Origin of the sequence: Mesorhizobium sp. M00.F.Ca.ET.216.01.1.1, assembly GCF_004010325.2 — a bacterium.
Classification (GTDB): domain Bacteria; phylum Pseudomonadota; class Alphaproteobacteria; order Rhizobiales; family Rhizobiaceae; genus Mesorhizobium.
Genome location: NZ_SADR02000018.1, coordinates 14,881 through 40,295, shown reverse-complemented (window position 1 = coordinate 40,295; position 25,415 = coordinate 14,881). Strand labels below are relative to the sequence as shown.

Here is a 25,415-nt window from a genome sequence, read left to right as displayed (position 1 = left end):
GAAATGCGAGCCAACGGCCACACCTTGCGAGACTTCAGCTTGCCTCGCGCATCGCCTCGGCCGCCTGCAGGTCGACCGACACCAGCTGGCTGACGCCTTGCTCGGCCATGGTCACCCCGAACAGCCGGTTCATGCGCGCCATGGTGATCGGGTTGTGGGTGATGATGACGAAGCGCGTTTCGGTGGTGGCGGCCATTTCGTCCATCAGATTGCAGAAACGCTCGACATTGTGGTCGTCGAGCGGTGCATCGACCTCATCGAGCACGCAGATCGGCGCCGGATTGGTCAGGAACACGGCGAAGATCAGCGACATCGCCGTCAATGCCTGCTCGCCGCCGGACAGCAGCGTCATGGTCTGCGGCTTCTTGCCGGGCGGGCGCGCAAGGATTTCCAGTCCGGCTTCGAGCGGATCGTCGGATTCGATCAGCTGCAGTTCCGCGGTGCCGCCGCCGAACAGATGCGAAAACAGCCGCTGGAAATGACCGTTGACCACGTCGAAGGCGGAAAGCAGTCGCTCGCGGCCCTCGCGGTTCAGGCTCTGGATCGCCTGCCTCAGCTTGCGAATGGCCTCGATGATGTCCTCGCGCTCGGAAACAATGGTCTCCAGCCGGTCGGACAGTTCCTTCTGTTCTTCCTCGGCGCGCAGGTTGACGGCGCCAAGCCGCTCGCGCTCGATCTTCAGACGGTCGAGCTGACGCTCGACCTCGGCCATCTCCGGCATCGGGCTGTCGGCTTCAAGTCCGGTATGGCGGATGACCAGATGCGGCGGCGTGTTCAACGTCTCCTGGATGCGCGCCTCGACTTCCAGCCGCCGCTCGTCGGCGGCCGTCAGCCGCTCTTCGGCGCGGACGCGCGATTCGCGCGCCTCGGCCAGAAACTGGATCGCGGCGGTCGCAGCCTTGTCGAGCTCGGCCTGCCTGTTCTCCGCCTCCTGCAGGCGGTCGCCCGCCGCCTGGCGCAGGCTTTCCGCTTCGGCAAGCTGCGACAGCAGCGCCCGCCGCTTGGCGTCGATCTCGTCGGGTGCGTCGGCAAGCCTTTCGCGCTCGGCCTCGGCCTCTGCCTTGCGCTCACCAAGGGCGGCGATCTGCGTCGACGCGTTTTCGGCGCGCTCCAGCCAGTTGCGGCGTTCGACGCCGATGGCTTCGAGGCGGCGCGTCCGCGCCTCGGCTTCCCGCTTCAGACCGTCGTGAACGGCACGTGCATCGGCAAGCGTGGCGCGGTCGCGGGCAACATTGGCGGCCGACTGTTCGAGCTGCAATTGCAGATCACCAAGGTCGGGAGCGTTTTGCAGCAGCATTTCCGCCTCGGCGAAGGCGGCCGCCGTCTCCTCGTGGCTGTCGACGATGCGCGCACGCGCCTCGTCGAGCGCGGCGCGCCGGCTTACCAGTTCGCCGCCTGCCTTTTCCGCTTCGGCCAGCGCGTTGCGGGCGGCATCCAGCCCATGCTGAGCATCGCGCCCGGCCTGGCGGGCATTGCGTTCAGCTTCGCTGCTCCGGGCAAGCGCTTGTTCGGCACGGGCAAGTGCCTCTTCGGCTTCGCGCAGGACCCGCGTCGCATGCACCGCCTCGGCATCGAGCTCGGCCAGCCGGTTCTTCTGCGCCAGCCGCTGCGCCGCAGCGGTCGGCGCGTCGGCACTGGCGGTGAAGCCGTCCCAGCGCCAGAGCGCCCCTTCGCGGCCGACCAGCCGTTGTCCCGGCGAAAGCAGCGCTTGCAGCCGCCTTCCGTCAGCGCTCTCGACAATGCCGATCTGAGCCAGCCGGCGGGCGAGCTGTGCCGGCGCACGTACTACGCTGGCAAGGCTTCTGATGCCTTCGGGCAAAGCGGCATCGCCGGGCTGGATTTCGCTCTGGCCCCAATGCACCGGCGCGCTGCGGTCGAGAGGCACGTCGAGGTCTTCACCAAGGGCGGCACCGAGTGCGGTCTCATAGCCGCGCTCGACGCTGATCTGCTCGAGGACGGACGGGAAGAGGTCACCACTGGCCGCGTTCAGGATCTTGGCCAGCGTGCGAGCCTCGGTTTCGATCCGCGCCAGCTCAGCCTTGGCGTCCTGGAGCGGCGGGCGAGCGGCACTTTCCGCCGCACGCGCCTCGGCGACCGCCTGTTCAGCCGCAATCGCAGCGGCCTCGGTCTCCTCAAGCAGCGCCTGCGCCTGTTCGACCAGAAGCCGCTTCTCGGCGGGGTCGGGCAGGCCGGCAACCCTGGAGGCAATCTCGGACAATTCCCGGTCGACATCGGCAAGCTGGCGGGCGAAACGGTCGCGGCGCTCGGCGGTATCGCGCAGCGTCCGTTCGATCTGGTTGCGCGAGGCGGCCGCCTCCGCCCGTTCGGCGGTCAGCGCGGCCAGCTTGGCTTCGCTCGCGGCCAGCGTCGCTGCTGCCTGTTCGAAAGCCGCCCGGGTGGCAGCTTCGCGCTCGGCGGCGCCGGCATTTTCAGCATTGAGCGCGGCTTCTTCGGCGGCAAGGCGTTCGAGGATATCCGCATTGTCGCGCACCATGCGCTCCTCGCGGGCGATGTCGCCGTCGAGCTGCTGCAGCCGGCGGTCAAGTTCCGCCTGGCGGGCGCGGACGCGGCCCGCTTCCTCCTCGATCTGCGCCTTGGCGATCGACAGGCGCTGGAAAGCGGCGGCGGCGGCGGCTTCCGCGTCGCGCAGGTCCGGCAGCCGGTGGGCGCCGATGCCTTGCTCCCTGGCGGCAGCCATCTGGGCCGCGGCGCGGTCGCCGACTAGTGCCGTGGCAACCGCCAGCGCCGAGCGCGCTTCGCCTTCCTGCGTCTTGGCCAGCGTCCAGCGCAGATGCAGCAGCGTCGCTTCGGCCTTGCGGATATCTGCCGACAGGTTCTTGAAGCGCGACGCCTGGCGCGCCTGGCGCCTCAGGCTTTCGATCTGGCTTTCCAACTCGCCGACGACGTCGTCCAGCCGTTCGAGATTCTGTTCGGCAGCCTTGAGGCGCAATTCGGCTTCATGGCGGCGCGTGTGCAGGCCCGAAATGCCGGCCGCTTCTTCCAAAAGCGCACGTCGGGCCTGCGGCTTTGCCTGGATCAGCTCGCCGATGCGCCCCTGCCCGACCATCGATGGCGAGCGCGCGCCGGTCGACTGGTCGGCGAAAAGCAGCTGCACGTCCTTGGCGCGGGCCTCCTTGCCATTGATGCGGTAGAGCGAGCCGGCCTCGCGCTCGATGCGGCGCGAGACCTGCAACTCGTCGGCGTCGTTGAAGGCGGCGGGCGCGGAGCGGTCGCTGTTGTCGAGGAAAAGTGTCACTTCGGCGGTGTTGCGGGCCGGACGCGTTCCTGAGCCGGAAAAGATCACGTCGTCCATGCCGGACGCACGCATGTTCTTGTACGAGCTTTCGCCCATAACCCAGCGCAGCGCCTCGACCAGGTTCGACTTGCCGCAGCCGTTCGGCCCGACGATGCCGGTCAGACCGCGCTCGATGACGAACTCACCGGGTTCGACGAAGGACTTGAAACCGAGCAGGCGAAGGCGCGAGAACTTCATTCGCGCCACCCCACAAGCGGGTTCGGCAAAAGTGTTCCGCGGTTTTGCGATAAGAACCCGCGGCAAGACAAACGGGCACGTACGCCGAAGCGCAGCCGCTTCGGCGCTGCTGGAGCGTCAGAGCAGAGGGTCGATGATGGCCGACATTTCCTCAATCGACATCGCCCCTTTGTAGGTCTTTCCATTGATGAAGAAAGTTGGCGTCGAGTCGACCTTGAATTCATCGGCGCCACGCTTCTGGACCGATCTCACATCGTCCAGAAGTTTCTGGTCCGTCAAGCAGGCCTCGAAGGACTCCTGTGTAAAACCGGCAAGCTTGGAGATTTGTAGCAGCGCATCCTTGGTATTTGCGACGCCGACCCAGTTCGCCTGCTGCTTGAACAGCACGTCGACCATCGGGAAGTAATTGTCCTTGGCGCAGCGCGCCAGCATGAAACCGGCCTCGGCGCTGGGGTCGAACGGAAATTCGCGCAGGATGTAACGGGCCTTGCCGGTGTCGATATATTTGGTCTTCAGCTCCGGGAAGGTAGTTGCGGCGAAATGTGCACAATGCGGGCAGGTCATCGAGGCATACTCGACGATGGTGACCTTGGCGTCGTCCTTGCCGAGCTGCTTGTCGGGCAATGCGCCCGGCTTCAACAATTCCGCCATATCCACCGTGCCTTGTGCCTCGGGGGCCGGCTTGGCCGGCTTCGCAGGATCGGCGGGAGCCGCAGGCTTCGTATCCGCCGGCTTTGTATTCGCCGCCTTGGCTTCCTCGCCCGAGTCGCTGCATGCAGCGAGCAGAGCCACCGCCGGAATGGCGGCCAGCGAAGACAGGAGGTTTCTGCGAGACAACGAACGGATCATACGAATCACCTGACAATGGTTGGATTTTGCAACGCAAAGGCTAGAAAAGGCGAGAGTTGGCGCGAATTAAGGCATTGCCGTCCCCATTCCAATCGCCAAATTTAGGGGCGCTATCACGAAAGCGCGAGATCAGCGCGGCCATTTCACCAGGATTACCGCTTCCTTTCGCCAAGAATGCTGGCACCGAGCCGCTCCAGCGAGGCGCGCAAGCCCTCATCCTCGATCTGCCCGACGGTATCAGACAGTTTTGCCTTCTCGGCCGCGGTTAGTGGCCTGAAGCTTGGTTTGGCCCGTCCTTTGTCGCTCGTCACCGGCTTCTGCACGATCCTGATGCGGCCGATGGCGGTGAAACCGAGGAAGGCGTTGACCCGGTTGATGATCTCGCCGGTCTCGTGCTGCAAATGCAGCGCAGCCATGCCTTCACAGGCGATGACCAGCACCGCCGGCTCGAACGGGTCATCCTCATGCATGCGGCGCGGCCACTGGATCTTTTCAGGGCGCGAGTGGCTGGCGAGCCGAGGTCCGGCAATCTCTTCCCACGATTGGACGAGCCCGATCGAAATCCCGGCTCGCTTGCGCAGCACCGGATCGAGGATCTCTGTTGCGAGATCGCTCACCGGAACGGGATTGCCGAAGGGCCTTTTCCCTGCCATGTGCGTTCTCCAGTCAGCACCGTCACCGCGAACGTATTAAGGCCAGTCCTCGATCAATGGCACTGCACGACCAGACCCGCAAGGCCGTATCCACAGACAGTGGCAGAGCTGCATCCGGGGATAGCAGCAAAGCTGCATCCGGGGATAACGGTAGCGGCGAGATCAGGTCCCGCCTGCTTGGCTGGTACGATGCACATCACCGCGACCTGCCGTGGCGCATGCCGCCGCGCGTGCTGGCTGGTGGCGGAAAACCCGATCCCTACCGTGTCTGGCTCTCCGAGGTCATGCTGCAGCAGACGACAGTCGAAGCGGTAAAAGCCTATTTTCGCGCCTTTGTCGAAAGATGGCCGACGGTCGAGGCGCTGGCTGCGGCAGCAACCGAAGATGTCATGAAGGCCTGGGCCGGGCTTGGTTACTATTCCCGCGCGCGCAATCTCAAGGCCTGTGCCGATCTCGTCGCACTTGGTGGCGGCAGGTTTCCGGAGACCGAAGCCGGCCTCAAAGAGTTGCCGGGCATCGGCACCTACACGGCGGCTGCGATCGCGGCGATCGCCTTCGACCAGCGCGCCGCGGTCGTCGACGGCAATGTCGAGCGAGTGGTCTCACGGCTGTTTTCAGTCGCCACGCCGCTGAGCGAAGCCAAGGGCGAGATACGCGCTCTGGTCGGGCGCGTGGTTCCCAGGACAAGGCCGGGCGACTTCGCCCAGGCGATGATGGATCTCGGCGCGACGATCTGCACGCCGCGCCGGCCGCGCTGCATGCTGTGCCCGCTGCGCGAGGATTGCAGCGCGACAGCGTCCGGCGATCCCGAGCGTTTCCCAGTCCGGCTGCCGAAGGGCGAGAAACCATTGCGGCGCGGCGCTGCTTTTGTGGCGGTCAGGAGCGACGGCGCCATTCTTTTGCGCAAGCGCTCGGAAAAAGGCCTGCTCGGCGGCATGACCGAGGTGCCGACCACCGGCTGGACGGCGCGTGTCGACGGCGCCACCACGGATGCCGCGGCGCCCATGGCGGGCGACTGGCGGCGCGCCGGGCGGATCGCGCACGTCTTCACCCATTTCGCGCTCGAACTCGACGTCTTTCATGCCCATGTCAACGGTGATGCGCCGAGGGGGTATTTCTGGTCGCTGGTCCATGAAATTTCCGGGGAAGCGCTGCCGACTGTCATGAAAAAGGTAATCGAAGCGGCGATACCGGGCGCAATGAAGAAGCAGCACCCGCATTGAATGAGGACTAAAATGACTGAAATCCGCCACATCGTTTTCGACATCGGCAAGGTGCTGATCCACTACGACCCGGACATTCCGTTCAGCCGCCTCATTCCCGATGCCGAGGAGCGGAAGTGGTTCTTCGACAATGTCTGCACGCATGACTGGAACATCGAGCAGGATCGCGGCCGGACCTGGGAAGAGGCCGAGGCGCTGGCAATCGCGGCGCATCCCGATCACGCTGAAAACATTCGCAATTTCCGCCGCCATTGGCACGAAATGGCACCGCATGCCTATGATGACAGCGTTGCCCTGATGGAGCGCCTGATCGACACGGGCCACGACGTGACGCTGCTGACCAACTGGGCGGCCGACACGTTCAGCGAAGCCCGCGGCCGTTTTCCGTTTCTTGATCGTCCGCGCGGCATAACCGTGTCCGCCGAGATCGGCCTGATCAAGCCGGATCACAGAATCTACGACCACCATGTCGCGTCGTTTGGCCTCGATCCGGCGGCTTCGCTGTTCATCGACGATAGCCAGAAGAATGTCGACGGTGCCAAAGCGGCCGGCTGGCAAGCCGTGCTGTTCACCGGCGCCAAGACGCTCGAGGCGGATCTCGATCGGCTGGGAATCAAGGTGTGGTCTGAAGCCTGATCAGGCCCCTGCCCGCTCCATGCCGAGCCGTGCGATACGGCGAAGCTCATCGATCGGGGTCAGGCCACCGCTGCGCTCATAGTGCCAGAAGGTCCAGCCGTTGCAGGCGTCCAGTCCCTGCACTTCGGCGCCGATCTTGTGGATCGAGCCGGCGCTGTCGCCGATCGCCAGTGTGCCGTCGGCGCGCACCTTGGCCGCCCAGCGCTTCTTGGCGTCATAAAGCGTGGCGCCCGGCACCATCAGCCCGGTATCGATGAGGCTGACAAAGGCGATGCGCGGCTCGGCGCGCTTGCCCGAAAGCACTATCAGGTCGGCGCCGTCCAGCGGCTTGACCGAATCGATACGCTCATTGGCGGCGTCGATATAGGCCTGCTCGCGCTCGATGCCAACGAAGTGGCGGCCGAGCCGCTTGGCCACCGCGCCGGTGGTGCCGGAACCGAAGAAGGGATCGAGCACGATGTCGCCGGGCCTGGTCGAGGCCATCATGACGCGGGCGAGCAGTGCTTCCGGCTTCTGCGTCGGATGCAGCTTGTCGCCATTGTCGTTCTTCAGCCGCTCGCCACCAGTGCAGATCGGAAACAGCCAATCGGAGCGCATCTGGATATCGTCGTTCGATGCCTTCAGTGCCTCGTAGTTGAAGGTGTAACCCTTGCCCTTCTGGTCGCGCGAGGCCCAGATCATCGTCTCATGGGCGTTCTGGAAGCGGCGGCCGCGAAAATTCGGCATCGGGTTGGTCTTACGCCAGACAACGTCGTTGAGGATCCAGTAGCCGAGATCCTGCATCTTGGCGCCGACCCTGAAGATGTTGTGATAGGAACCGATGACCCAGATGGTGCCGTTTGGCTTCAGCACCCGCCGCGCCGCCAGCAGCCAGGCGCGGGTGAAGGCGTCGTAGGCCTCGAAACTCTCGAACTGGTCCCAGTCGTCATCGACAGCGTCGACCTTGGACTGGTCCGGCCGGTGCAGGTCGCCGTCGAGCTGCAGATTGTAGGGCGGGTCGGCAAAGATCACGTCGATGGACTTTTCCGGCAGCCGGTCGAGCGCGGCAACGCAGTCGCCCTTCAGGATCGTATCCAGCCACTCGGATTGCTGGGGAGCGTGGGAAAGCTCGTCGAGAAGACGCACGGCAGACATTGTTACACCCAAGGCACGCGTTACTGTTTACTGTCCGTTATGGTTACCGATCAGCGTAAATATTCGGTGAAGGTCGTGGGTCCGCAACCGCTGCAATTTGCGAAGCCCTGGCTGTTGGTGTATGTCGCGCCCGCCTGAGCCGTTTTGGACCATGTCCTGCTGGCCAATCCTTTCACCCCACGTTCCGGATCACCATGCCCCAGCCAGACCTTGTCATCTTCGATTGCGACGGCGTGCTCGTCGATTCCGAAATCATCGCCGCACGCGTCGAAGCCGAACTTTTGACCTCTGCGGGATACGAGATATCGGCCGAAGAGATTTTCGAAACCTATGCCGGGCTGACCTTCAAGGACATCATGATGCGGATCGAGGAAAAGTCGCGCATCCCCTTCCAGGCCTCGCTGATCGACCGTGCCGAAAGCCTGGTCGACCGCAGGCTGCGCAACGACGTGCGCGTCGTCGATGGGGCACGCGAGGCGGCTGCCGCGGTCACCGCTCCGCGCTGTGTCTGCTCGAATTCTCGCTCGGAGCGGATCGAATTCATGCTGGAGAAGGTGCAGCTGCTGCCGTTTTTTGCTGGCCGCATTTTTTCGGCGCTGGAAACACCGTCCGGCAAAACCAAGCCGGCGCCCGACGTGTTCCTGTTTGCCGCGGAAAAGCTCAAGGCAGATCCGGCGAACACCTTCGTCATCGAGGATTCCGTGCACGGCGTTACCGGCGCCAGGACGGCCGGCATGCGGGTGATCGGCTTCACCGGCGCGGCACACAGCTATCCCGGCCATGCCGATGCGCTGACCGAAGCCGGCGCCGAAACCGTCATCCGCCGCTGGGCGGAGCTGAAAAGCGTGATTGCAGCCCTGTCGGAATGGTCAGCGGACGCTTGAGGCGCGGTTCTCCGAGCAGATGCACGGCTTCGATGCTGGCCCGCCTAATTCGTCGCGACGGTCTTCTTCTTCCTCGGCTTGTCCGTCATGCCTTTCGGCGCGCTCTCGTCATATCCGGCAAAGGCCTGGTAATCCTGCGCAGTGGGCTCCGGGACGGCGACATTGGAGTCGGTGAAGACGAACTGCGTGGCCGTCGAAGGGTCGCTAACCTGGACCTGATACGAGTGAAGCTGCGAGTAAAGCACCTCGGTGCCGTGCATCACGGCGACACGGATCGGCATGGTGATGGTGCCGGGGGTGAACATCGGTCCCGGCACGACCTTGCCGGCGACTGCGATCTTCATCGCCAGCTGGCCATTGGCGCGGCTGCAATCGCGGGTCACATCGGTGATCGAGGCCTGATAGATGATCTTTGTCGGGTCGCGATCCGGATCGACGATGGCGCCGTTCGGCGCGGGCTGGGCCGCCGGGGTGGCCAGTGCATCCTGGGCGGCGTCGGCCTTTTTCCTGGGCTTCTGGCTGCCCTTGGCATAGGTGTTGAAGAAGGCTGTGCCATCGCGCAGCGTCACTTTCGGACAATAGGCCTGCAACTGGCTGGCAAGGACCTTGGGATCTGGCGGCGGTGGCGGTGTCGTGTCCTTCTTGCCGAAGCCGAGAATGCCATTGTCGCTTGATTGGCAGCCGGCGGCGGCAAGCATAAAGCCAGTGAGCGCCAGACCCGCGACAAAACGACCCTTGAATGAATGAAACGTCATGAACTGCTCTTCCCTCTCGCAAAGCCGGTGACGTATATCAACCGCGCGGCAAAAATGCGACTGAGGCAAGCATAGAAATTAACCACCTGGCCGCGAACAAAGACGCCCGGCAGCAATGGATATGCGACGATGCAATATGTGAGTACCCGCGGGGAAGCGCCCGTGCTGGGATTTTCCGACGCGGTACTGGCGGGACTGGGGCGCGACGGCGGACTTTACGTGCCGAGCAGCTGGCCGCAGTTTTCGGCGTCCGAGATCCGCGCCATGCGCGGCCTTGCCTATCCCGATCTTGCCATCCGGCTGCTGTCACCGTTTGTCGGCGGCGAGATCGCAATGCCGGTGTTCGAGCGTCTGGTGCGTGAAGCCTATGCGACCTTCCGCCACGAGGCCGTCTGCCCGCTGGTGCAGACCGGCTCGAACAGCTTCATCCTGGAGCTCTTCCACGGTCCGACGCTCGCCTTCAAGGACGTGGCGATGCAGCTTCTTGCCCGGCTGATGGACCATGTGCTGGCCGAACGCGACCAGCGCGCCAGCATCGTCGGCGCCACCTCCGGCGATACCGGCGGGGCTGCCATCGATGCCTTTGCCGGGCGCAACCGCACCGACATCTTCGTGCTTTTCCCGCACGGCCGCGTCTCGCCGGTGCAGCAGCGGCAGATGACGACATCCACCGCCGCCAACGTCCATGCGCTGGCGATCGAAGGCAATTTCGATGATTGCCAGGGTCTGGTGAAGGACATGTTCAACGATCACGGATTTCGCGACCAAGTGTCGCTGTCCGGCGTCAATTCGATCAACTGGGCCCGCATCATGGCCCAGATCGTCTATTATTTTTCGTCGGCGCTGTCGCTCGGCGCACCCGACCGGCCGGTTTCCTTCACCGTTCCGACCGGCAATTTCGGCGACATCTTTGCTGGTTACGCCGCCAAGAAGATGGGCCTGCCGATCGAGCGGCTGATCATTGCCACCAACGACAACGACATTTTGGCGCGCACGCTGGCGACCGGCGAATACCGCACGAAGGGCGTCTTGCCGACAACCTCGCCGTCAATGGACATCCAGGTGTCGTCGAATTTCGAACGCTTGCTGTTCGAGACGTCCGGCCGCGATGCGACGACCGTGCGGCGCTACATGAGCGGCCTCAAGCAATCCGGCGCCTTCACCATCGAGGCCGATGAAATCGCAAGGATCCGCTCAGAATTCGACGCCGGCCGCTCGACCATGGATGAAGTCGCCGCCACCATCCGCTCGACGCTCGCAGCCAGCGACTATCTGCTCGACCCGCACACGGCGGCGGCCATGCATGTCGCCGCCTCGAAGGCCGCCGATGCCGTACCGATGGTGGTGCTGGGCACTGCCCATCCGGCAAAGTTTCCGGCCGCCGTCGAGGCCGCCAGCGGCGTGTTGCCCGCCCTGCCCGCATGGCTAGGCGGGTTGATGACTTCCGAGGAAAAATACACGGTACTTCCATCCGACCTGAAAATGGTGGAAGATTATGTTAGCCACCACACGCGGGCGGCACGTTGAGGAGTACTAGCTATATGGGTGTTGAGGTAAGCCGTCTGTCGAACGGCCTGACAGTCGCCACCGAAACCCTTCCAAGCCTCGAATCCGTTGCTCTTGGTGCCTGGGTCAAGTCAGGCGCCCGAAACGAACGTGACGAAGAGCACGGAATGGCCCACCTGCTTGAGCACATGGCGTTCAAGGGAACCAAAAGGCGAACCGCCTTCGAGATCGCCTCGGAAATCGAGGATGTCGGCGGCGAGATCAACGCCGCCACCAGCGTCGAGACGACCTCTTACTATGCAAGGGTGCTGAGCGACGACGTGCCGCTGGCGGTCGACATCCTCTCCGATATCCTGCAGGAGTCCGAGTTCGACCCGCAGGAGCTGGAGCGCGAGCAGCATGTGATCCTGCAGGAGATCGGCGCTGCGCACGATACGCCTGACGATATCGTCTTCGACCGTTTCACCGAGACGGCCTTTCGCCACCAGACGATCGGCCGCTCCATCCTCGGCACGCCGGATACGGTCAAATCCTTCACCTCCAAGCAGCTGCACAATTTCATCGAACGGCAATACGGCGCCGAGCGCATGGTGATCGTCGCCGCCGGCGACATCAAGCATGACAATTTCGTGCGCGAGGTCGAAAAGCATCTCGGCGGCTTCCGCACCAAGGCGGAGAGCAACATTCCGCAATATGCGCAGTATGTCGGCGGCGATTTCCGCGAGGATCGCGACCTGATGGACGCGCAGATCGTGCTGGGATTCGAAGGCCGCGCCTACCATGTCCGCGATTTTTACGCCTCGCAGGTCCTGTCGATGATCCTTGGCGGCGGCATGTCGTCTCGTCTTTTCCAGGAGGTCCGCGAAAAGCGCGGGCTGTGCTATTCGGTCTATGCCTTCCACTGGGGCTTTTCCGACACCGGGATATTCGGCGTCCATGCCGCGACCGGGCAGAGCGACATCGCCGAACTTGTGCCGGTGATCATCGACGAGCTGCAGAAGGCCGGTGAGAGCATCAAGCAGGACGAACTCGACCGGGCACGCGCGCAGTACCGCGCCGGGCTGATCATGTCTGCTGAAAGCCCGGCCAGCCGTGCCTCGCAGATCGCCCGCCAACTGCTGCTGTTCGGCCGTCCGATCGCCAAGGAAGAGCTGATGGAGCGGTTGGCTGCACTGACGGTCGAGCGGCTGACGGACCTGTCGTCACGGCTGTTTTCGACCAGGCCGACGCTCACCGCCGTCGGTCCAGTGGGTACGTTAGCGCCCTACGAGGCGATCCTCGACTCGCTTTCGGGCACGCAGACCACGGCCCGAAAGCTCGCCGTCTAGATCAACCAAAGCGCCGTGTTCGCGCTCCCTTTCTTTCGCCGTGACCTGCCGGCATTGAAGGGCGACCGGGTCACGCTGCGCGTGCCGCTGACCAACGACTACCGCGAATGGTCGGCGCTGCGCGGGGAAAGCCGCGCCTTCCTGGAGCCCTGGGAGCCGCGCTGGACCCCTGACGAGCTCGACCGCACGGCATGGCGCCATCGCATCAGCCGCTACCGCGAGGACTACGCGCAGGGCACGGCGATCGCCTTTTTCATCTTCGAAAAAAGCAGCGGCAAGCTTGTCGGCGGTATAACGCTTGGCAACATCCGCCACGGCGTCGCGCAAAGCGGCCACATCGGCTACTGGATCGGCGAACGCTACAGCGGCCGCGGTCTGATGACCGACGCGGTCAAGGTGGTGACGCGATTTGCCTTCGATACGCTGCGGTTGCACCGGATCGAAGCTGCCTGTATTCCCGACAACGCCCGGTCGATCCGCGTGCTTGAAAAAGCCGGATTCCAGCGCGAAGGACTTCTGCGATCCTATCTCAGGATCAACGGCATCTGGCAGGATCACTACCTCTACGCCCGGATCGCGGACGATCCGCCGGGCGTTGGAACGAAGGACTGATTTTTGACTAATTTCCTGCGAATCGGGTGGCTGTTCGCTTTTGTCCTGGCGGCAATCGTCACGCTCTGCGCCGCGTCGTCCGCCTTCGCCGTCGAACCGATCAAGATCGCCCGCGACGATGTGGCGCTCGACCTTTCTGGCGCCGTCGAGATCTACCGGAACCAGGGCGAGAACTTCCAGGTGTCGACCGCACCTGGCCCCGACGGCATCGTGCGGCGCATCGAGGTCGAGGCCAATGACGCGCGCTCGACCGGCGACTGGGCGGTGTTCGCGCTTGCCAACACCACCGACCAACAGCTCGACAGGCTGATCGTCGCACCACATTTCCGGCTGGTGAACTCCGGCCTGTTCTGGCCCGATCTCGGCTCGACCCGCATCGCGGCGATCACGCCCAGCGAGGGCTTCGCGCTCGACCGCCAGACCAGCCCCGACGCCGACGTGTTCCGGGTGACGCTGAACCCCGGCACGGTGATCACCTTCATAGCCGAGCTCGCCTCGCCCAAACTGCCGCAGGTCTATCTGTGGGATCCCGAATCCTACAAGGATTCGGTCAACTCCTACACGCTGTTTCGCGGCATCGTCATCGGCATCGCCGGCCTGCTGGCGCTGTTCCTGACCATCCTTTTCGTCGTCAAGGGAACCTCCATGTTCCCGGCAACGGCAGCGCTCGCCTGGGCGGTGCTGGCCTATATCTGCGTCGATTTCGGCTTTCTCAACAAGATCATAGAGATATCGCCAGGCAATGAGCAGATGTGGCGGGCAGGAACCGAGGTGGCACTTGCAGCTACCTTCGTGGTGTTCCTGTTCGCCTATCTCAACCTCAATCGCTGGCACGGCCATTTCAGCTATGGCGCGCTGGTCTGGATCCTGGGGCTGGTGCTGATCGCCGGCGTCGCCATCATCGACCCGGCGGTTGCAGCCGGCATCGCCCGGCTGTCCTTTGCCGCCACTGCGCTGACCGGGCTCGGCCTGATCATCTTCCTCGGCATACGCGGCTACGACCGCGCCATCATGCTAGTGCCCAGTTGGGTGATGGTGCTTTTGTGGCTATGCGGGTCGTGGATGGCTATCACCGGCATGCTCGACAACGACATCGCCCAGCCGGCGCTGGGCGGCGGGCTTATCCTCATCATCCTGTTGATCGGCTTCACCGTCATGCAGCATGCCTTTGCCGGCGGCGCGCTGCATCAAGGCCTGTTCTCTGACCTCGAACGGCAGGCGCTGGCCGTTGCCGGATCGGGCGACACGGTGTGGGACTGGGACGTGTTGCGCGACCGCGTCGTCACCAGACCGGATGTCAGCCTGCAGCTCGGGCTTGCGCCCAACAGCCTCGGCGGGGCTGCCCGCAACTGGCTGCCGGTGCTGCATGCTGACGATCGCGATACGTTCCGCACCACGCTCGACGTGGTGCTTGAGCACCGGCGCGGCAGGGTCTCGCAGAATTTCCGACTGCGCGGGGCCGACGGGCACTATCACTGGTTCTCGCTGCGCGCGCGGCCGGTGATCGGCTCGGACGGCGAGGTCATCCGCTGCGTCGGCACCATGGTCGACGTGACGGAGCAGAAGAAGTCAGAGGAAAGATTGCTGCACGATGCGGTGCACGACAATCTGACCGGCCTGCCGAACCGCGAATTGTTCATGAACCGGCTGGAAGCGATCATCTCGATCGCCCGCACCGAAGACAAGGTGCGCCCGACCGTCTTCGTCATCGACATCGACCGCTTCAAGCAGGTCAATGACGGGCTCGGCATCTCGGCCGGCGACACCATCCTCTTGACCATTGCACGCCGGCTGCACCGCCTGCTGAAGCCGAAGGATTCGCTGTCGCGCTTTGCCGGCGACCAGTTCGCGCTGATGCTTCTGTCGGAGCAGGACCCGGCTCGTATCGCGGCAGTCGCCGATGCCATCAAGCATGCGATCAACAACCCGATCACCTTCGCCAAGCGCGAGATCGTGCTGACCGCTTCGATTGGGCTGATCACCTGGACCACGGCGCAGAGCTCGGCCGAGGACATGGTCAAGGACGCCGAGCTTGCCATGCACCAATCCAAACGATTCGGCGGTGACAGGATCGAGCCGTTCCGGCCCGCCTTCCGCACCGTCGGTACCGATCGACTGCAGTTCGAGTCCGACTTGCGTCGCGCCATCGAACGGCGCGAGTTCACGCTCGCCTACCAGCCGATCGTGCGGCTGGAGGACGGCAGCGTCGCCGGATTCGAGGCGCTGCTGCGCTGGGACCATCCGCGCCGTGGCATGATCCCGCCGGCGGATTTCATCCCGGTCGCCGAAAATTGCGGCCTGATCGTGCAGCTTGGCCTGTTCGCCATGCAGCAGGCCGCCGAAGACCTCGCAACTTGGCAAAAGCAGATCGGCGATGCGCCTTTGTCGGTTTCGGTCAATTTGTCGAGCCGCCAGCTTATCCGCCGCGATCTGGTCAGCGATGTTCGCTCGGTCATCGCGCGGGCCAATCTGAAGCCGCGCTGCTTCCGGCTGGAGCTCACCGAATCGCTGGTGATGGACAATCCCGAGCAGACATCGCATGTGCTGAACAAGCTGAAGCAGCTCGGCATCGGCCTGTCGCTGGACGATTTCGGCACCGGCTATTCATCGCTGGCCTATTTGACGCGTTTCCCGTTCGACACCATCAAGATCGACAAGAGTTTCGTCGACGATGCGACGCCGAAGCGCGCGGTGCTGCTCAAATCCATGGTCAACATGGCGCATGAACTCGGTCTCTCGGTGGTGGCCGAAGGCATCTCCGACGAAAGCGATGCCCTGGAACTGCGCCAGATGGGCTGCGAATACGTGCAGAGCTTCATGTTCGGCGCGCCGATGCCCGGCGATCACGTATTGAAGACGCTGAAGGAACAGTATCCGCTGACTCAGGCTTGATTTTGTGCATGTCGTCGTCCCAAAACCGCTACGCACTTTGGGCGACATGCATTACAGCGCCGCGCATCCTTTCGGACGCGCAAAGGACGCTGTAAAATTTTGATTCTGCGCATGATCCTTTCCGAAAATCGTTCCGATTTTCGGGGTTATGCGCTAGGCGTGACCTGCAGCTACGCTGAGATGCGCCAGATCGATGCCGATCGAGGCGAGGATGCGGTCGTATTTGCGCTCGATGTCGGTGTCGAACAGAAGCTCGGGAGTTGCCGGGCAGGTCAGCCAGCCGTTCTCGGCGATCTCGCTCTCCAGCTGGCCGGCGCCCCAGCCCGAATAGCCGAGCGCCATCAGCGCGTGCCGGGGCCCGCGCCCCGACGAAATGGCGCGCAATATGTCGACGGTCGCGGTCAGGCAGATGTCGTCGGAAACGCTCAGCGACGATTCCACTCGGTAGTCGCCCGAATGCAGGACAAAGCCGCGGCTGCGATCCACCGGCCCGCCATTGCGCACGACGAAATCGCGGGTCTGCGCCGGCAGGCGGATCGCCTCCTGCTCGTTCATGATGCCGAGTTGCACAAGCAGGTCCGGAAACAGCATCTGCTGCGTCTGGTTGATGATGATGCCCATCGCGCCTTCGTCGCTATGCGCGCAAACGTAGATGACGGAGCGCGTGAAGCGGTCGTCCTTCATGCCGGGCATGGCAATCAGGAACTGGTCGTCGAGAAAGCCGCGTCTGGCAGCCGTCTTCTTGTGGCGCAGCAAGTCCATGACAGGGAGCCTAACGCGTTTCCAAGGCGTCGAAAAGATGCGCTATGTTTGATTTGACCAAGGTTACAGCCCGAAAGTCACGCAAATATGATACCAGCGACGCCATGAAATCATTGCACAGCCATGAACTGACGATCAAATCACCGTCATGCAAAGCTTGAAAATCCTGCTGCTCGGCGCCGCTGTTGGATTGGGACCATGCCTTCCCGCCGCAGCCTCCTCCTCGGTCTGGTACAACAGCGAAGGTGGCAAGGTGCGGCTTGTGACCAGCGGTAAGCCCGACGAGGCCGGACGCCTCCACGGCGTCCTCGACATTGCACTCAAGCCCGGCTGGAAGACCTATTGGCGCGACCCGGGCGACGCCGGCGTGCCGCCGCAGCTCGATATCTCGGCCAGCACCAACATCTCCGATGCGACGTTTTCGTTTCCGGCGCCGCAACGCCACGATGACGGCTACAGCAAATGGGCCGGTTACGACCATCCGGTTTCGCTGCCGGTGACATTTACGCTGTCGGATCCGGGAGAGCCGGCCGTCATCGACGCCAATATTTTCCTCGGCATCTGCGAGACGATCTGCATCCCGGTGCAGACCAGGCTGACCCTGGATCCCGGCTCCGATCCGGACAATGCCAAGGACGTAGCACTGGTGAAGGCGGCGCTTGCGACCCTGCCCGCTCCCGCAAAGCCAGATTTCGGCATCAATGTCCTGCCCGGCGACCATGAGACACTGGTTGTCGAGGCAAGCTTTCCGGGCAATCCGGAGGCGGCGGATTTCTTCGTTGCCGGCGAACGGGACTACATGTTCGGCGCCCCGGTTCGCAGCGAAAAGGACGGCAAGCTGGTCTTTACGGTGCCGATCCTCGACCGGCCGTCGACAACGCCGACGGATGGCGGGCTGTATTACACGCTGACAAGTGCCGAAGGCGCGGTCGAAGGCCTGCTGCCTTTCCCTTGATGCCCTAGCAAAGGATGTTCAGGTCGAACATCCTTTTGCTCCAGGCGTCTCGGCGGGTTGCGGGAGCTGTCCCGGTTCGCTATCGCAAGGATACTTCCTGCCATTCTTTCAAAGAGAGGAACTTCATGACGATTTCCGTTGGCGACAAACTGCCCGATGCGACCTTCAAGACGATGACCGCCGACGGCGCAAAGGCGATCACGACGGCTGAGATCTTCTCGGGAAAGAAGGTCGTGCTGTTCGGCGTTCCCGGCGCTTTCACGCCGACCTGCAGCAACAACCATCTGCCCAGCTATCTCGAGAACCACGACGCCATCCTGGCGCGCGGCGTCGACACCATCGCCGTCGTCTCGGTCAACGATGTTCACGTCATGGGAGCGTGGGCCCGCTTCACCGGTGGTGAGGGCAAGATGCTCTACCTTGCCGATGGCAATGGCGATTTCGCCAAGTCGATCGGCCTCGATGCCGACTTCTCCAGCGGTGGTATGGGGCTGCGTTCGAAGCGCTTTTCGATGATCGTCGACGACGGCAAGGTGACCGCGCTCAACGTCGAGACCAAGCCCGGCGTCGACGAGTCCGGCGCCGCCCACATTCTGGGACAGCTTTAGATTTTGGCGATGCCGGCGCGGCGGGCCAAGGATGTTGTATTCCTCTGACCTGACATGACATGTTTGCATCGGCTCTGCAGGGCTGCTCTCTTTCTGGACCTCTATGATGTTTGACATTTTATGGCGCAGTGTGGTGATCGGCATCGGCGCCACGGTGCTGATGGATGTCTGGGCGATTTTCCTGAACGCGGCATTTGCCCAGCCGCGGTCGAATTGGGGACTGGTCGGCCGCTGGGTCTGGCATCTCAGGAACAAGATCTTTCATGAAGACATCGGCGAGGCCACGCCTTACGCACATGAAACGGCCCTGGGCTGGGCCTTCCACTATCTCGTCGGCATCGTCTACGGCATCATCCTGGTAGCACTGGCGGGAACGGCGTGGCTGGCCGCGCCGACCTTCCTGCCGGCCTTCATCCTCGGCATGGTGACCGTCGGCGCCGGCTGGTTTCTGCTGGCGCCCGGCATGGGGGCCGGCTGGGCAGCATCAAAGCGCCCCAATCCCATGCAGATCCGCGCCCTCAACCTCATATCGCATACGGTGTTCGCGCTCGGACTTTTCGGCACAGCCTTGCTGATCCGCTGAATACCGTGGAGCCCGGTCAATAGCTCTGGGTCGAACGCCGGACGGCTTTTGACGCCGGCTTTCTGGCCTGAGCCTGAGCGCCTTCCTCCGCAGCAGCAGCGGGCACCGGCCTTGCCAGCTTGTTCTTGAACGGCGCCATGCCCAGCCGCGCCAGTTCGTCGGCGCGCTCGTTTTCCGGGTGGCCGGCATGGCCCTTGACCCAGTGCCAGGTGACCTGATGGCGATTGCGGGCCTCGTCGAGCGCCTGCCACATCTCGGCATTCTTCACCGGCTGCTTGGCGGCGGTCTTCCAGCCATTGCGCTTCCAGCCGTCGATCCAGCCGAAAATGCCGTCCTTGACGTAGTTGCTGTCGGTATAAAGATCGACCGCGCAGGGCTCCTTGAGCGCATTGAGCGCCGAGATGGCGGCCAGCAGTTCCATGCGGTTGTTGGTGGTATGGGCCTCGCCTCCCGACAACTCCTTGATGACGTCGTTGAAGCGCAGCACCGCGCCCCAGCCGCCGGGCCCGGGATTGCCCGAACAGGCGCCATCAGTAAAGATTTCAACACGCTTGGTCATGTCAGCCCGTATTCCGAAGGAGATCTGATCGCCCGATGGAAGCGCATCCTGCGGATGTATTCGGTCGGGTCGCGTTTCATGACCAGCCCACCGTCGGGAATGGTCAACCAGTCATAGAGCCGGGTCAGCATGAAGCGCAGCGCCGAACCGCGCGCCAGCATCGGCAGCGCTGCCTTCTCGTCACCGCTCAAGGGCCGCACGCCCTGATAGCCGGCAAGCAGCGCTGTGCCCTTGGTCAGGTTGAAGGAGAAATCCTTCTCGAAGCACCAGGCGTTGAGGCAAGTGGCGACATCATAGGCGTAAAGATCGTTGCAGGCGAAATAGAAGTCGATCAGCCCGGATAGTTTTTCGCCGAGGAAGAAGACATTGTCCGGGAAAAGATCGGCATGGATGATGCCTTGTGGCAGGTCTTTCGGCCAGTTCCGCTCGAAATCGGCGAAATCGGCGTCGACCTCGGCCGCCAGTCCTGGCTCGACCTCGTCGGCGCGGGCGTGCGACGCGTCCCAAAGCTTGCGCCAGCCATCGATGGCGAGGGCGTTCGGACGCGTCATCGGAAAGTCCTGGCCGGCAAGATGCAGTGCCGCCAGCGCCTTGCCGACCTCACCGCAATGCGCTGCCGTCGGCCGCCGCAGCGAAAGGCCTTCGAGGAAGGTGATGATGACCGCCGGCCGGCCGGCCAGCGTGCCGATGACGCCGCCATCATGCGCGGTCACTGGAAGCGGGCAGGAAATGCCCTTCCTCGCGAGATGGCCCATGAGGCCGAGGAAGAACGGCAGGTCCGCCTTGTCGACGCGCTTTTCATAGAGCGTCAGTATGTAGGCGCCACTGGTGGTGTGCAGCAGAAAGTTCGAGTTCTCGGTGCCTTCGGCGATGCCCTTGTAGGACAGGAGATCGCCGACTGGGTAGGCCTTCAGGAACGCGCCGAGTTCGCCTTCATTGACGTCGGTGTAGACCGCCATGCGCGTTACGCGGCCCCGTTGACGAAGGCCATGTCGGCCGCCGTCAGTTCGACATCGCGCAGAACCCGCATGACCGGAAAATCCTCCGTTTCCGTCGCCGTGACCGCCAACTCGATCGTCACGTCGAAGCGCTGCCGGAACGCATCGACGATCTCGTCGACGATGATTTCCGGCGCCGACGCGCCCGCCGACAGGCCGAGCGTCGAGATGCCGGCGATATCATTCCATGGAATCTCGGAGGCGCGCTGTACGAGAAGCGACATCGAGGCGCCGGCGCGTTCCGCCACTTCGACAAGACGCCGCGAGTTGGAGGAATTGGGGGCGCCGACGACCAGGAAGAGATCAGCGCCCGCGGCGGTCTCCTTGACCGCTTCCTGGCGATTGGTGGTGGCATAGCAGATCGATTCGGCGGCCGGCGCATGCAATTCGGGGAAACGATCCTGCAAAGCGCGGATGATGCCGGCGGTATCCTCGACCGACAGCGTCGTCTGGGTGACGAAGCCGAGCGCTGCCGGGTCGGCGGGCACAAAGGTCGCGGCATCGGCTTCGGTCTCGATCAGCGTGACCGCGCCGTCCGGCAGTTGGCCCATCGTACCGATGACTTCCGGATGGCCGGCATGGCCGATCAAAAGCACATGACGGCCGAGCCGCTGATGGCGCATCGCCTGCTTGTGGACCTTCGAGACCAGCGGACAGGTGGCATCGAGATAAAAGAGATTGCGCGCCTGAGCATCCGCGGGCACCGATTTCGGCACGCCATGCGCCGAAAAGACGACCGGGCTCTGGCGGTGCTCAGCCGGGATCTCGGACAGTTCCTCGATGAACACCGCGCCGAGGCTCTGCAGCCCTTCGACGACATAGCGGTTGTGCACGATCTCGTGGCGGACATAGACCGGCGCGCCGTATTTCTTCAACGCCAGCACGACGATCTGGATGGCGCGGTCGACGCCGGCGCAGAAGCCGCGCGGCTGGCAGAGCCGTATCATCAGTGGTGGCTTCGTGGTCGTATGAAGCATGATTCCGAGCCGGTTGATCAAAGCCGAAATGAGGTGCGCACACCTGCCATGTCAAGGGCGGTGGTGGCGATCATGCCTGTTTCGCCGGCCGGCGAAGCCTGAAGACCAAAACGCCGGCAAGTGCTGCGGCAAGGCCGTACCAGGTTATCGCATATTGCAAATGGCTGTTCGGCAGGTCGATGACGGTGACGCCGCCGACCGGCAAACCGCCGGGGTTCGGCGCGGCATTTACGTCGATGAAGAACGGCACCAGGCCGGCGCCGGCCGGCAGGCCGGCGCTCGTCGCCATCGCGTCGCGGTCCTTCCAGTAGAAGATGTTCTTTTGCGCATCATTGTCGGGAAGCATCATCGAGGGCTTCGCCGGCAGCGGATTGCGGGCGAGCCCGGTCACCGTCACCTTGCCCGCCACCTGCCCCTGAGGACGCCTGGCAGCGTCCTTGAGGTCGTAGGGTACGAAGCCGCGGTTAATGAGAACAAAGCGGCCGTCGTCCAGCTGCAGCGGCGTGAAGACATCGAAGCCGGAGGCGCCTTCCCAGGTGGCGAAGAAATGCCGCTCGCCACGGTGCAGGAACGTGCCGGTCACCGTCACAGGCGTGTAGTCAACGTCGCCGGTGGACGTGAACTCTCTTTCGACATCGGCCAGCGGCCGCGGCGCGGAATGCGTGCGCTGGTCGATGGTCTGGAGGAGGCCTTCCTTCCAGTAAAGGCGCTGGACCTGCCAGGTGCCGAGCCCCAGCAGGACGAAGAACAGCACAAGGCCGAGGCCGAGCATCAATGCCGTCTTCGGCCGCGAACGGCCTGCAACCAAACCGGATGCCTCGCTCATTCGCCGCTGTCCAGCCTGCCCTCGGCCGCCTTGTTGCGGTATTGCAGCGTCAAAAGCACGCCCTTGATCAGCCTCAGTGCGGTCAGGCACAGCACCAGTGTCAGTGGTATCCACAGCACCAGATGCAGCCAAAGCGGCGGGTTCAGCGTCACCTCCATCCACAATGCCAGCCCGACAACGATGAAGCCGATGATGAGGATGACGAACACTGCAGGTCCATCGCCTGCATCGGCGAAGGAATAGTCGAGGCCGCAATTGGTGCAGCGGTTGCCGACGCTGAGAAATCCCGAAAACAGCCGTCCCTCGCCGCAGCGCGGGCAGCGCCCGTGCAGGCCGGCCGAAATCGGATCGATGGGTGGCCAGATCGCCTTGTCGTCGCTCATGCAACCATTTCCCTTGAAGCATGATCTTGCCCGAAAACCGGATCCCACTTTTCGGGATCATGCTTCGGAACCTTAGAACCATTGACCGCAAAAGATAAGGCGGCCACGTCGCCGCAGCCGCCTCATCGCTTTCCTCGGATTGACGTCAGTGCGGTTCGATCATCGCGCCGCTCGATGCCCAAACATAGATCGACGTGAACAGGAACAGCCAGACCACGTCGACGAAGTGCCAGTACCAGGCCGCCGCCTCGAAGCCGAAATGCTGCTTGGGCGTGAAATCACCCTTCATGGCGCGGACCAGGCAGACCAGCAGGAAGATGGTGCCGATGATGACATGGAAACCATGGAAGCCGGTCGCCATGAAGAAGGTTGCGCCGTAGATGGAATCCTTGAAGCCGAACGGCGCGTGCATGTACTCGTAGGCCTGCACCATGGTGAACAGCATGCCGAGGGCGACGGTCAGCACCAGGCCGTTGACCAGCCCCTTGCGGTCGCCGTGGATGAGCGAGTGGTGTGCCCAGGTGACCGTCGTGCCCGACAGAAGCAGGATAATGGTATTGTAGAGCGGCAGGTGGAAAGGATCGAGAACCTCGAGGCCCTTCGGCGGCCAGACGCCGCCGGTAAAGGCGGTGCGGGCGTATTGCTGCGCCTCGCCGGGAAACAGGCTGGCGTCGAAGAAGGCCCAGAACCACGCGACGAAGAACATCACCTCGGAGGCGATGAACATAATCATGCCGTAGCGCAGATGCAGCGACACGACGCGGGTATGGTGGCCCTCATGTGCTTCCTTGATGGTATCCGACCACCAGGCATACATCGTGTAGAGGACGATCAGCAGGCCAATGAAGAACAGCCACGGATTGGCGACGTTGAAACCGAAGATCGGGACGTTGCCGGCCTTTAGATATTGCATTAGGCAGACGCCGCCGATCGCGGTCACCAGCGCCCCTACAGAGCCCAGGAAAGGCCAAGGGCTCGGGTCGACGAGATGGTAGTCATGTTGTGGTTTTGCGTGCGCGTCTGCCATATCAACCCCCGAGGCTTCCTTCGGTATGTGAAACTTTGTTGCTCTTGCCTTTGACCGGCCCTGACGACGCGACCGGCTTGTTGTTCTCGACCGGGAACATCGTGTAGGACAGCGTGATCGTCTTCAGGTCCTTCAGTTCCGGCACGTTGACGATGTCGGGATCCACATAGAACACGACCGGCATGTCCAGCGTCTCGCCGGGCTTCAGCGTGGTGTCGGTGAAGCAGAAGCACTCGACCTTGTTGAAGTATGGGCCGGCCATCTCCGGTTGCACGTTGAAGGTCGCGCGGCCGGTGATGGCGCGGTCGAACTTGTTGGTCGCGCTGTAATGCGCCTGCGCTGTCTCGCCGATCTTGATGGTGATCGAGCGCGCGGCCGGCTGGAACTGCCAGGGGACGCCGGCGGTGTTGGCATCGAAGCGAATGGTGATGTCGCGGTCGAGCACGCGGTCGGCATATTGCTGCGTCGCGCGCTTCACCGTGCCGCCATAGCCGGTGGCCTGGCAGAACATCGTGTAGAGCGGCACCGCGGCGTAGGCCATGCCGATCATGCCGCCGAAAAAGGCAATGCAGACGCCAGCGACGATGCGGTTGGTGTTCTTCTTGGTGGGATCGGTGACTGTCACGCGGTTCATCGTCGGCCTCACATCGCCCCGGGGAGGTTGTGACCGAATTTCACGATGGTGGCGACATAGAAGATGGCAACAAGCACCGCCAGCGCCACTCCGATAGCGACCGAACGATTGCGCCGTGCCTTCTGCTGGCGTTCCGTCAGCGTTACCAGTTCAAGCTTCTTGTCGGCCACGATCATGCTCCCCCCATGGCGAGCGCGCGACCGACGACGCAGTCGCCGAGGTAGGCGGCGAAGATGGCGAAGAGGTAGAGCAGCGAATAGCCGAACAAGGCCTTGGCCGGCTGCATGGCACGGTCGTCATCCGCCATCCGCAGCACCTTCCACGCATACCAGACGAAGCCGGTGCCGAGCAGCAGCGCGACCACACCATAGGCTGGCGTGGTGAAGCCAAGCGCCCACGGCAGCACACCGACCGGCGCAAGGATCAGCGCATAGGAAAAGATCTGGCGCCTGGTCGAAGCCTGGCCGGCGACATTCGGCATCATCGGGATGCCGGCCCTGGCATAGTCGTCGGACTTGAACAGCGCGAGCGCCCAGAAATGCGGCGGCGTCCACAGGAAGATGATCAGGAACAGCACAAGGCTTTCCAGGCTGACCGATCCGGTCACCGCCGCCCAGCCGATGACAGGAGGGATGGCGCCGGCGGCGCCGCCGATGACGATGTTCTGCGGCGTCCAGCGCTTCAGCCACATCGTATAGACGACGGCATAGAAGAAGATGGTGAAGGCGAGAAGCGCCGCCGACAGCCAATTGACGAGGACGCCGAGCGTCATCACCGACAGCACCGACAGCACCAGGCCGAAGCTCAGCGCCTCGCCCGGCAGGATGCGGCCGGCGGGCACCGGGCGGCTTGCGGTTCTGGTCATCACCGCATCGATGTCGGCGTCATACCACATGTTGAGCGCGCCGGAGGCGCCAGCACCTATGGCAATAGCCAGGACGGCGATCACCGCCAGCAGCGGATTGATAGTCACCGGCGCCGCCACCAGGCCGACAAAGGCGGTGAACACCACCAGCGACATGACGCGCGGCTTCAGCAGGGCGAAGAAATCGCCCGCCGTGGCTTCCGACATGCGAAAGCGCGGCTCGTCAATCAATGTGTTGTCGGCAAGGGCCATGCGTACTTCAAGTCCATCATT

At 63.3% G+C, this 25,415-nt stretch carries 25 protein-coding genes; 10 read left to right on the top strand and 15 right to left on the bottom strand.

Going from position 1 to position 25,415, the window contains the following annotated elements; translation table 11 throughout:
• Window positions 1–34 precede the first annotated feature (34 nt).
• The 3 genes from smc to EN859_RS22240 form a co-directional block, all read right to left on the bottom strand.
• Window positions 35–3,493 (bottom strand): chromosome segregation protein SMC, encoded by a 3,459-nt coding sequence (gene smc, locus EN859_RS22250; RefSeq protein WP_127854934.1) that lies wholly within the window; start codon window positions 3,491–3,493, stop codon window positions 35–37.
• 117 nt (window positions 3,494–3,610) lie between these two features.
• Window positions 3,611–4,342, bottom strand: coding sequence for a DsbA family protein (locus tag EN859_RS22245; RefSeq protein ID WP_127854935.1), 732 nt, complete (start codon window positions 4,340–4,342; stop codon window positions 3,611–3,613).
• A 152-nt stretch (window positions 4,343–4,494) separates the two neighbouring features.
• On the bottom strand, window positions 4,495–4,995 hold the full coding sequence (locus tag EN859_RS22240) for a DUF721 domain-containing protein (RefSeq protein WP_127854936.1): 501 nt from the start codon (window positions 4,993–4,995) through the stop codon (window positions 4,495–4,497).
• A gap of 56 nt (window positions 4,996–5,051) precedes the next feature.
• Here EN859_RS22240 and mutY point away from each other — a divergent pair, with 56 nt between their 5' ends.
• Window positions 5,052–6,218, top strand: a complete 1,167-nt coding sequence (gene mutY / locus EN859_RS22235) for an A/G-specific adenine glycosylase (RefSeq protein WP_127854937.1) — start codon at window positions 5,052–5,054, stop codon at window positions 6,216–6,218.
• A 12-nt stretch (window positions 6,219–6,230) separates the two neighbouring features.
• Entirely contained in the window at window positions 6,231–6,854 is a 624-nt protein-coding gene (locus EN859_RS22230) for an HAD family phosphatase (protein WP_127854938.1), read from the top strand.
• Here the strand turns inward: EN859_RS22230 and EN859_RS22225 are convergent, their stop codons facing one another.
• On the bottom strand, window positions 6,855–7,988 hold the full coding sequence (locus tag EN859_RS22225; protein ID WP_127854939.1) for a site-specific DNA-methyltransferase: 1,134 nt from the start codon (window positions 7,986–7,988) through the stop codon (window positions 6,855–6,857).
• A gap of 194 nt (window positions 7,989–8,182) precedes the next feature.
• On the opposite strand from EN859_RS22225, the gene EN859_RS22220 reads away from it, so the two are divergent.
• The gene (locus EN859_RS22220; protein ID WP_127854940.1) at window positions 8,183–8,872 is read left to right on the top strand and encodes an HAD family phosphatase; all 690 of its coding nucleotides are present in this window, start codon (window positions 8,183–8,185) and stop codon (window positions 8,870–8,872) included.
• A gap of 44 nt (window positions 8,873–8,916) precedes the next feature.
• On the opposite strand, the gene EN859_RS22215 is transcribed toward EN859_RS22220, so the two are convergent.
• Window positions 8,917–9,627: a hypothetical protein gene (locus EN859_RS22215; RefSeq protein ID WP_127854941.1), complete on the bottom strand. Its 711-nt coding sequence runs from the start codon at window positions 9,625–9,627 to the stop codon at window positions 8,917–8,919.
• 129 nt (window positions 9,628–9,756) lie between these two features.
• On the opposite strand from EN859_RS22215, the gene thrC reads away from it, so the two are divergent.
• Genes thrC through EN859_RS22195 form a run of 4 tightly spaced genes read left to right on the top strand, consistent with a single transcriptional unit; the run spans window position 9,757 to window position 15,965 of the window.
• Complete coding sequence (gene thrC / locus EN859_RS22210; protein ID WP_127854942.1) at window positions 9,757–11,154, top strand: threonine synthase; 1,398 nt, start codon at window positions 9,757–9,759, stop codon at window positions 11,152–11,154.
• Window positions 11,155–11,168: 14 nt separating this feature from the next.
• Entirely contained in the window at window positions 11,169–12,461 is a 1,293-nt protein-coding gene (locus tag EN859_RS22205; protein WP_127854943.1) for a pitrilysin family protein, read from the top strand.
• Window positions 12,462–12,476: 15 nt separating this feature from the next.
• Window positions 12,477–13,073 (top strand): GNAT family protein, encoded by a 597-nt coding sequence (locus EN859_RS22200; RefSeq protein ID WP_127854944.1) that lies wholly within the window; start codon window positions 12,477–12,479, stop codon window positions 13,071–13,073.
• A gap of 3 nt (window positions 13,074–13,076) precedes the next feature.
• A complete protein-coding gene (locus tag EN859_RS22195; protein ID WP_127854945.1) occupies window positions 13,077–15,965 on the top strand; it encodes an EAL domain-containing protein in 2,889 nt (962 codons plus the stop codon).
• Window positions 15,966–16,118: 153 nt separating this feature from the next.
• Here EN859_RS22195 and EN859_RS22190 read toward each other — a convergent pair whose 3' ends face one another.
• Complete coding sequence (locus EN859_RS22190) at window positions 16,119–16,727, bottom strand: YqgE/AlgH family protein (RefSeq protein ID WP_127854946.1); 609 nt, start codon at window positions 16,725–16,727, stop codon at window positions 16,119–16,121.
• Window positions 16,728–16,875: 148 nt separating this feature from the next.
• Between EN859_RS22190 and EN859_RS22185 the strand changes: the two genes are divergently transcribed.
• The 3 genes from EN859_RS22185 (at window position 16,876) to EN859_RS22175 (ending at window position 18,873) form a co-directional block, all read left to right on the top strand.
• The gene (locus tag EN859_RS22185) at window positions 16,876–17,682 is read left to right on the top strand and encodes a protein-disulfide reductase DsbD domain-containing protein (RefSeq protein ID WP_127854947.1); all 807 of its coding nucleotides are present in this window, start codon (window positions 16,876–16,878) and stop codon (window positions 17,680–17,682) included.
• Between the two features lie 125 nt (window positions 17,683–17,807).
• On the top strand, window positions 17,808–18,290 hold the full coding sequence (locus EN859_RS22180) for a peroxiredoxin (RefSeq protein ID WP_127854948.1): 483 nt from the start codon (window positions 17,808–17,810) through the stop codon (window positions 18,288–18,290).
• A gap of 106 nt (window positions 18,291–18,396) precedes the next feature.
• Window positions 18,397–18,873 (top strand): DUF2938 domain-containing protein, encoded by a 477-nt coding sequence (locus tag EN859_RS22175; RefSeq protein WP_127854949.1) that lies wholly within the window; start codon window positions 18,397–18,399, stop codon window positions 18,871–18,873.
• A gap of 16 nt (window positions 18,874–18,889) precedes the next feature.
• Here EN859_RS22175 and rnhA read toward each other — a convergent pair whose 3' ends face one another.
• The 9 genes from rnhA to EN859_RS22130 form a co-directional block, all read right to left on the bottom strand.
• A complete protein-coding gene (gene rnhA, locus EN859_RS22170) occupies window positions 18,890–19,432 on the bottom strand; it encodes a ribonuclease HI (RefSeq protein WP_127854950.1) in 543 nt (180 codons plus the stop codon).
• On the bottom strand, window positions 19,429–20,391 hold the full coding sequence (locus EN859_RS22165) for a homoserine kinase (protein WP_127854951.1): 963 nt from the start codon (window positions 20,389–20,391) through the stop codon (window positions 19,429–19,431). Before EN859_RS22165 ends, rnhA begins: the two co-directional genes overlap by 4 nt.
• A 5-nt stretch (window positions 20,392–20,396) precedes the next feature.
• Window positions 20,397–21,407 carry a 4-hydroxy-3-methylbut-2-enyl diphosphate reductase gene (gene ispH, locus EN859_RS22160; protein WP_127854952.1) on the bottom strand — a complete coding sequence of 337 codons (1,011 nt, stop codon included), beginning with the start codon at window positions 21,405–21,407 and terminating at the stop codon, window positions 20,397–20,399.
• A gap of 70 nt (window positions 21,408–21,477) precedes the next feature.
• On the bottom strand, window positions 21,478–22,233 hold the full coding sequence (locus EN859_RS22155) for an SURF1 family protein (protein WP_189502154.1): 756 nt from the start codon (window positions 22,231–22,233) through the stop codon (window positions 21,478–21,480).
• Window positions 22,230–22,616: a DUF983 domain-containing protein gene (locus EN859_RS22150; RefSeq protein ID WP_127854953.1), complete on the bottom strand. Its 387-nt coding sequence runs from the start codon at window positions 22,614–22,616 to the stop codon at window positions 22,230–22,232. The genes EN859_RS22155 and EN859_RS22150 overlap by 4 nt, the downstream gene beginning before the upstream one ends.
• Before the next feature lie 145 nt (window positions 22,617–22,761).
• Window positions 22,762–23,643 carry a cytochrome c oxidase subunit 3 gene (locus EN859_RS22145; protein WP_127854954.1) on the bottom strand — a complete coding sequence of 294 codons (882 nt, stop codon included), beginning with the start codon at window positions 23,641–23,643 and terminating at the stop codon, window positions 22,762–22,764.
• A gap of 1 nt (window position 23,644) precedes the next feature.
• On the bottom strand, window positions 23,645–24,277 hold the full coding sequence (locus EN859_RS22140) for a cytochrome c oxidase assembly protein (RefSeq protein WP_127854955.1): 633 nt from the start codon (window positions 24,275–24,277) through the stop codon (window positions 23,645–23,647).
• An 8-nt stretch (window positions 24,278–24,285) separates the two neighbouring features.
• Entirely contained in the window at window positions 24,286–24,447 is a 162-nt protein-coding gene (locus tag EN859_RS22135) for a hypothetical protein (protein WP_127854956.1), read from the bottom strand.
• 2 nt (window positions 24,448–24,449) lie between these two features.
• Window positions 24,450–25,394: a heme o synthase gene (locus EN859_RS22130; RefSeq protein ID WP_127854957.1), complete on the bottom strand. Its 945-nt coding sequence runs from the start codon at window positions 25,392–25,394 to the stop codon at window positions 24,450–24,452.
• Window positions 25,395–25,415: the final 21 nt, after the last annotated feature.

What these genes read in the sequence shown, in the direction of transcription:
- smc (WP_127854934.1), bottom strand. Translation starts at nt 3,493, where the DNA reads ATGAAGTTCTCGCGCCTTCGCCTGCTCGGTTTCAAGTCCTTCGTCGAA.
- EN859_RS22245 (WP_127854935.1), bottom strand. Translation starts at nt 4,342, where the DNA reads ATGATCCGTTCGTTGTCTCGCAGAAACCTCCTGTCTTCGCTGGCCGCC.
- EN859_RS22240 (WP_127854936.1), bottom strand. Translation starts at nt 4,995, where the DNA reads ATGGCAGGGAAAAGGCCCTTCGGCAATCCCGTTCCGGTGAGCGATCTC.
- mutY (WP_127854937.1), top strand. Translation starts at nt 5,052, where the DNA reads ATGGCACTGCACGACCAGACCCGCAAGGCCGTATCCACAGACAGTGGC.
- EN859_RS22230 (WP_127854938.1), top strand. Translation starts at nt 6,231, where the DNA reads ATGACTGAAATCCGCCACATCGTTTTCGACATCGGCAAGGTGCTGATC.
- EN859_RS22225 (WP_127854939.1), bottom strand. Translation starts at nt 7,988, where the DNA reads ATGTCTGCCGTGCGTCTTCTCGACGAGCTTTCCCACGCTCCCCAGCAA.
- EN859_RS22220 (WP_127854940.1), top strand. Translation starts at nt 8,183, where the DNA reads ATGCCCCAGCCAGACCTTGTCATCTTCGATTGCGACGGCGTGCTCGTC.
- EN859_RS22215 (WP_127854941.1), bottom strand. Translation starts at nt 9,627, where the DNA reads ATGACGTTTCATTCATTCAAGGGTCGTTTTGTCGCGGGTCTGGCGCTC.
- thrC (WP_127854942.1), top strand. Translation starts at nt 9,757, where the DNA reads ATGCAATATGTGAGTACCCGCGGGGAAGCGCCCGTGCTGGGATTTTCC.
- EN859_RS22205 (WP_127854943.1), top strand. Translation starts at nt 11,169, where the DNA reads ATGGGTGTTGAGGTAAGCCGTCTGTCGAACGGCCTGACAGTCGCCACC.
- EN859_RS22190 (WP_127854946.1), bottom strand. Translation starts at nt 16,727, where the DNA reads ATGGACTTGCTGCGCCACAAGAAGACGGCTGCCAGACGCGGCTTTCTC.
- EN859_RS22185 (WP_127854947.1), top strand. Translation starts at nt 16,876, where the DNA reads ATGCAAAGCTTGAAAATCCTGCTGCTCGGCGCCGCTGTTGGATTGGGA.
- EN859_RS22180 (WP_127854948.1), top strand. Translation starts at nt 17,808, where the DNA reads ATGACGATTTCCGTTGGCGACAAACTGCCCGATGCGACCTTCAAGACG.
- EN859_RS22175 (WP_127854949.1), top strand. Translation starts at nt 18,397, where the DNA reads ATGTTTGACATTTTATGGCGCAGTGTGGTGATCGGCATCGGCGCCACG.
- rnhA (WP_127854950.1), bottom strand. Translation starts at nt 19,432, where the DNA reads ATGACCAAGCGTGTTGAAATCTTTACTGATGGCGCCTGTTCGGGCAAT.
- EN859_RS22165 (WP_127854951.1), bottom strand. Translation starts at nt 20,391, where the DNA reads ATGGCGGTCTACACCGACGTCAATGAAGGCGAACTCGGCGCGTTCCTG.
- ispH (WP_127854952.1), bottom strand. Translation starts at nt 21,407, where the DNA reads ATGCTTCATACGACCACGAAGCCACCACTGATGATACGGCTCTGCCAG.
- EN859_RS22155 (WP_189502154.1), bottom strand. Translation starts at nt 22,233, where the DNA reads ATGAGCGAGGCATCCGGTTTGGTTGCAGGCCGTTCGCGGCCGAAGACG.
- EN859_RS22150 (WP_127854953.1), bottom strand. Translation starts at nt 22,616, where the DNA reads ATGAGCGACGACAAGGCGATCTGGCCACCCATCGATCCGATTTCGGCC.
- EN859_RS22145 (WP_127854954.1), bottom strand. Translation starts at nt 23,643, where the DNA reads ATGGCAGACGCGCACGCAAAACCACAACATGACTACCATCTCGTCGAC.
- EN859_RS22140 (WP_127854955.1), bottom strand. Translation starts at nt 24,277, where the DNA reads ATGAACCGCGTGACAGTCACCGATCCCACCAAGAAGAACACCAACCGC.
- EN859_RS22130 (WP_127854957.1), bottom strand. Translation starts at nt 25,394, where the DNA reads ATGGCCCTTGCCGACAACACATTGATTGACGAGCCGCGCTTTCGCATG.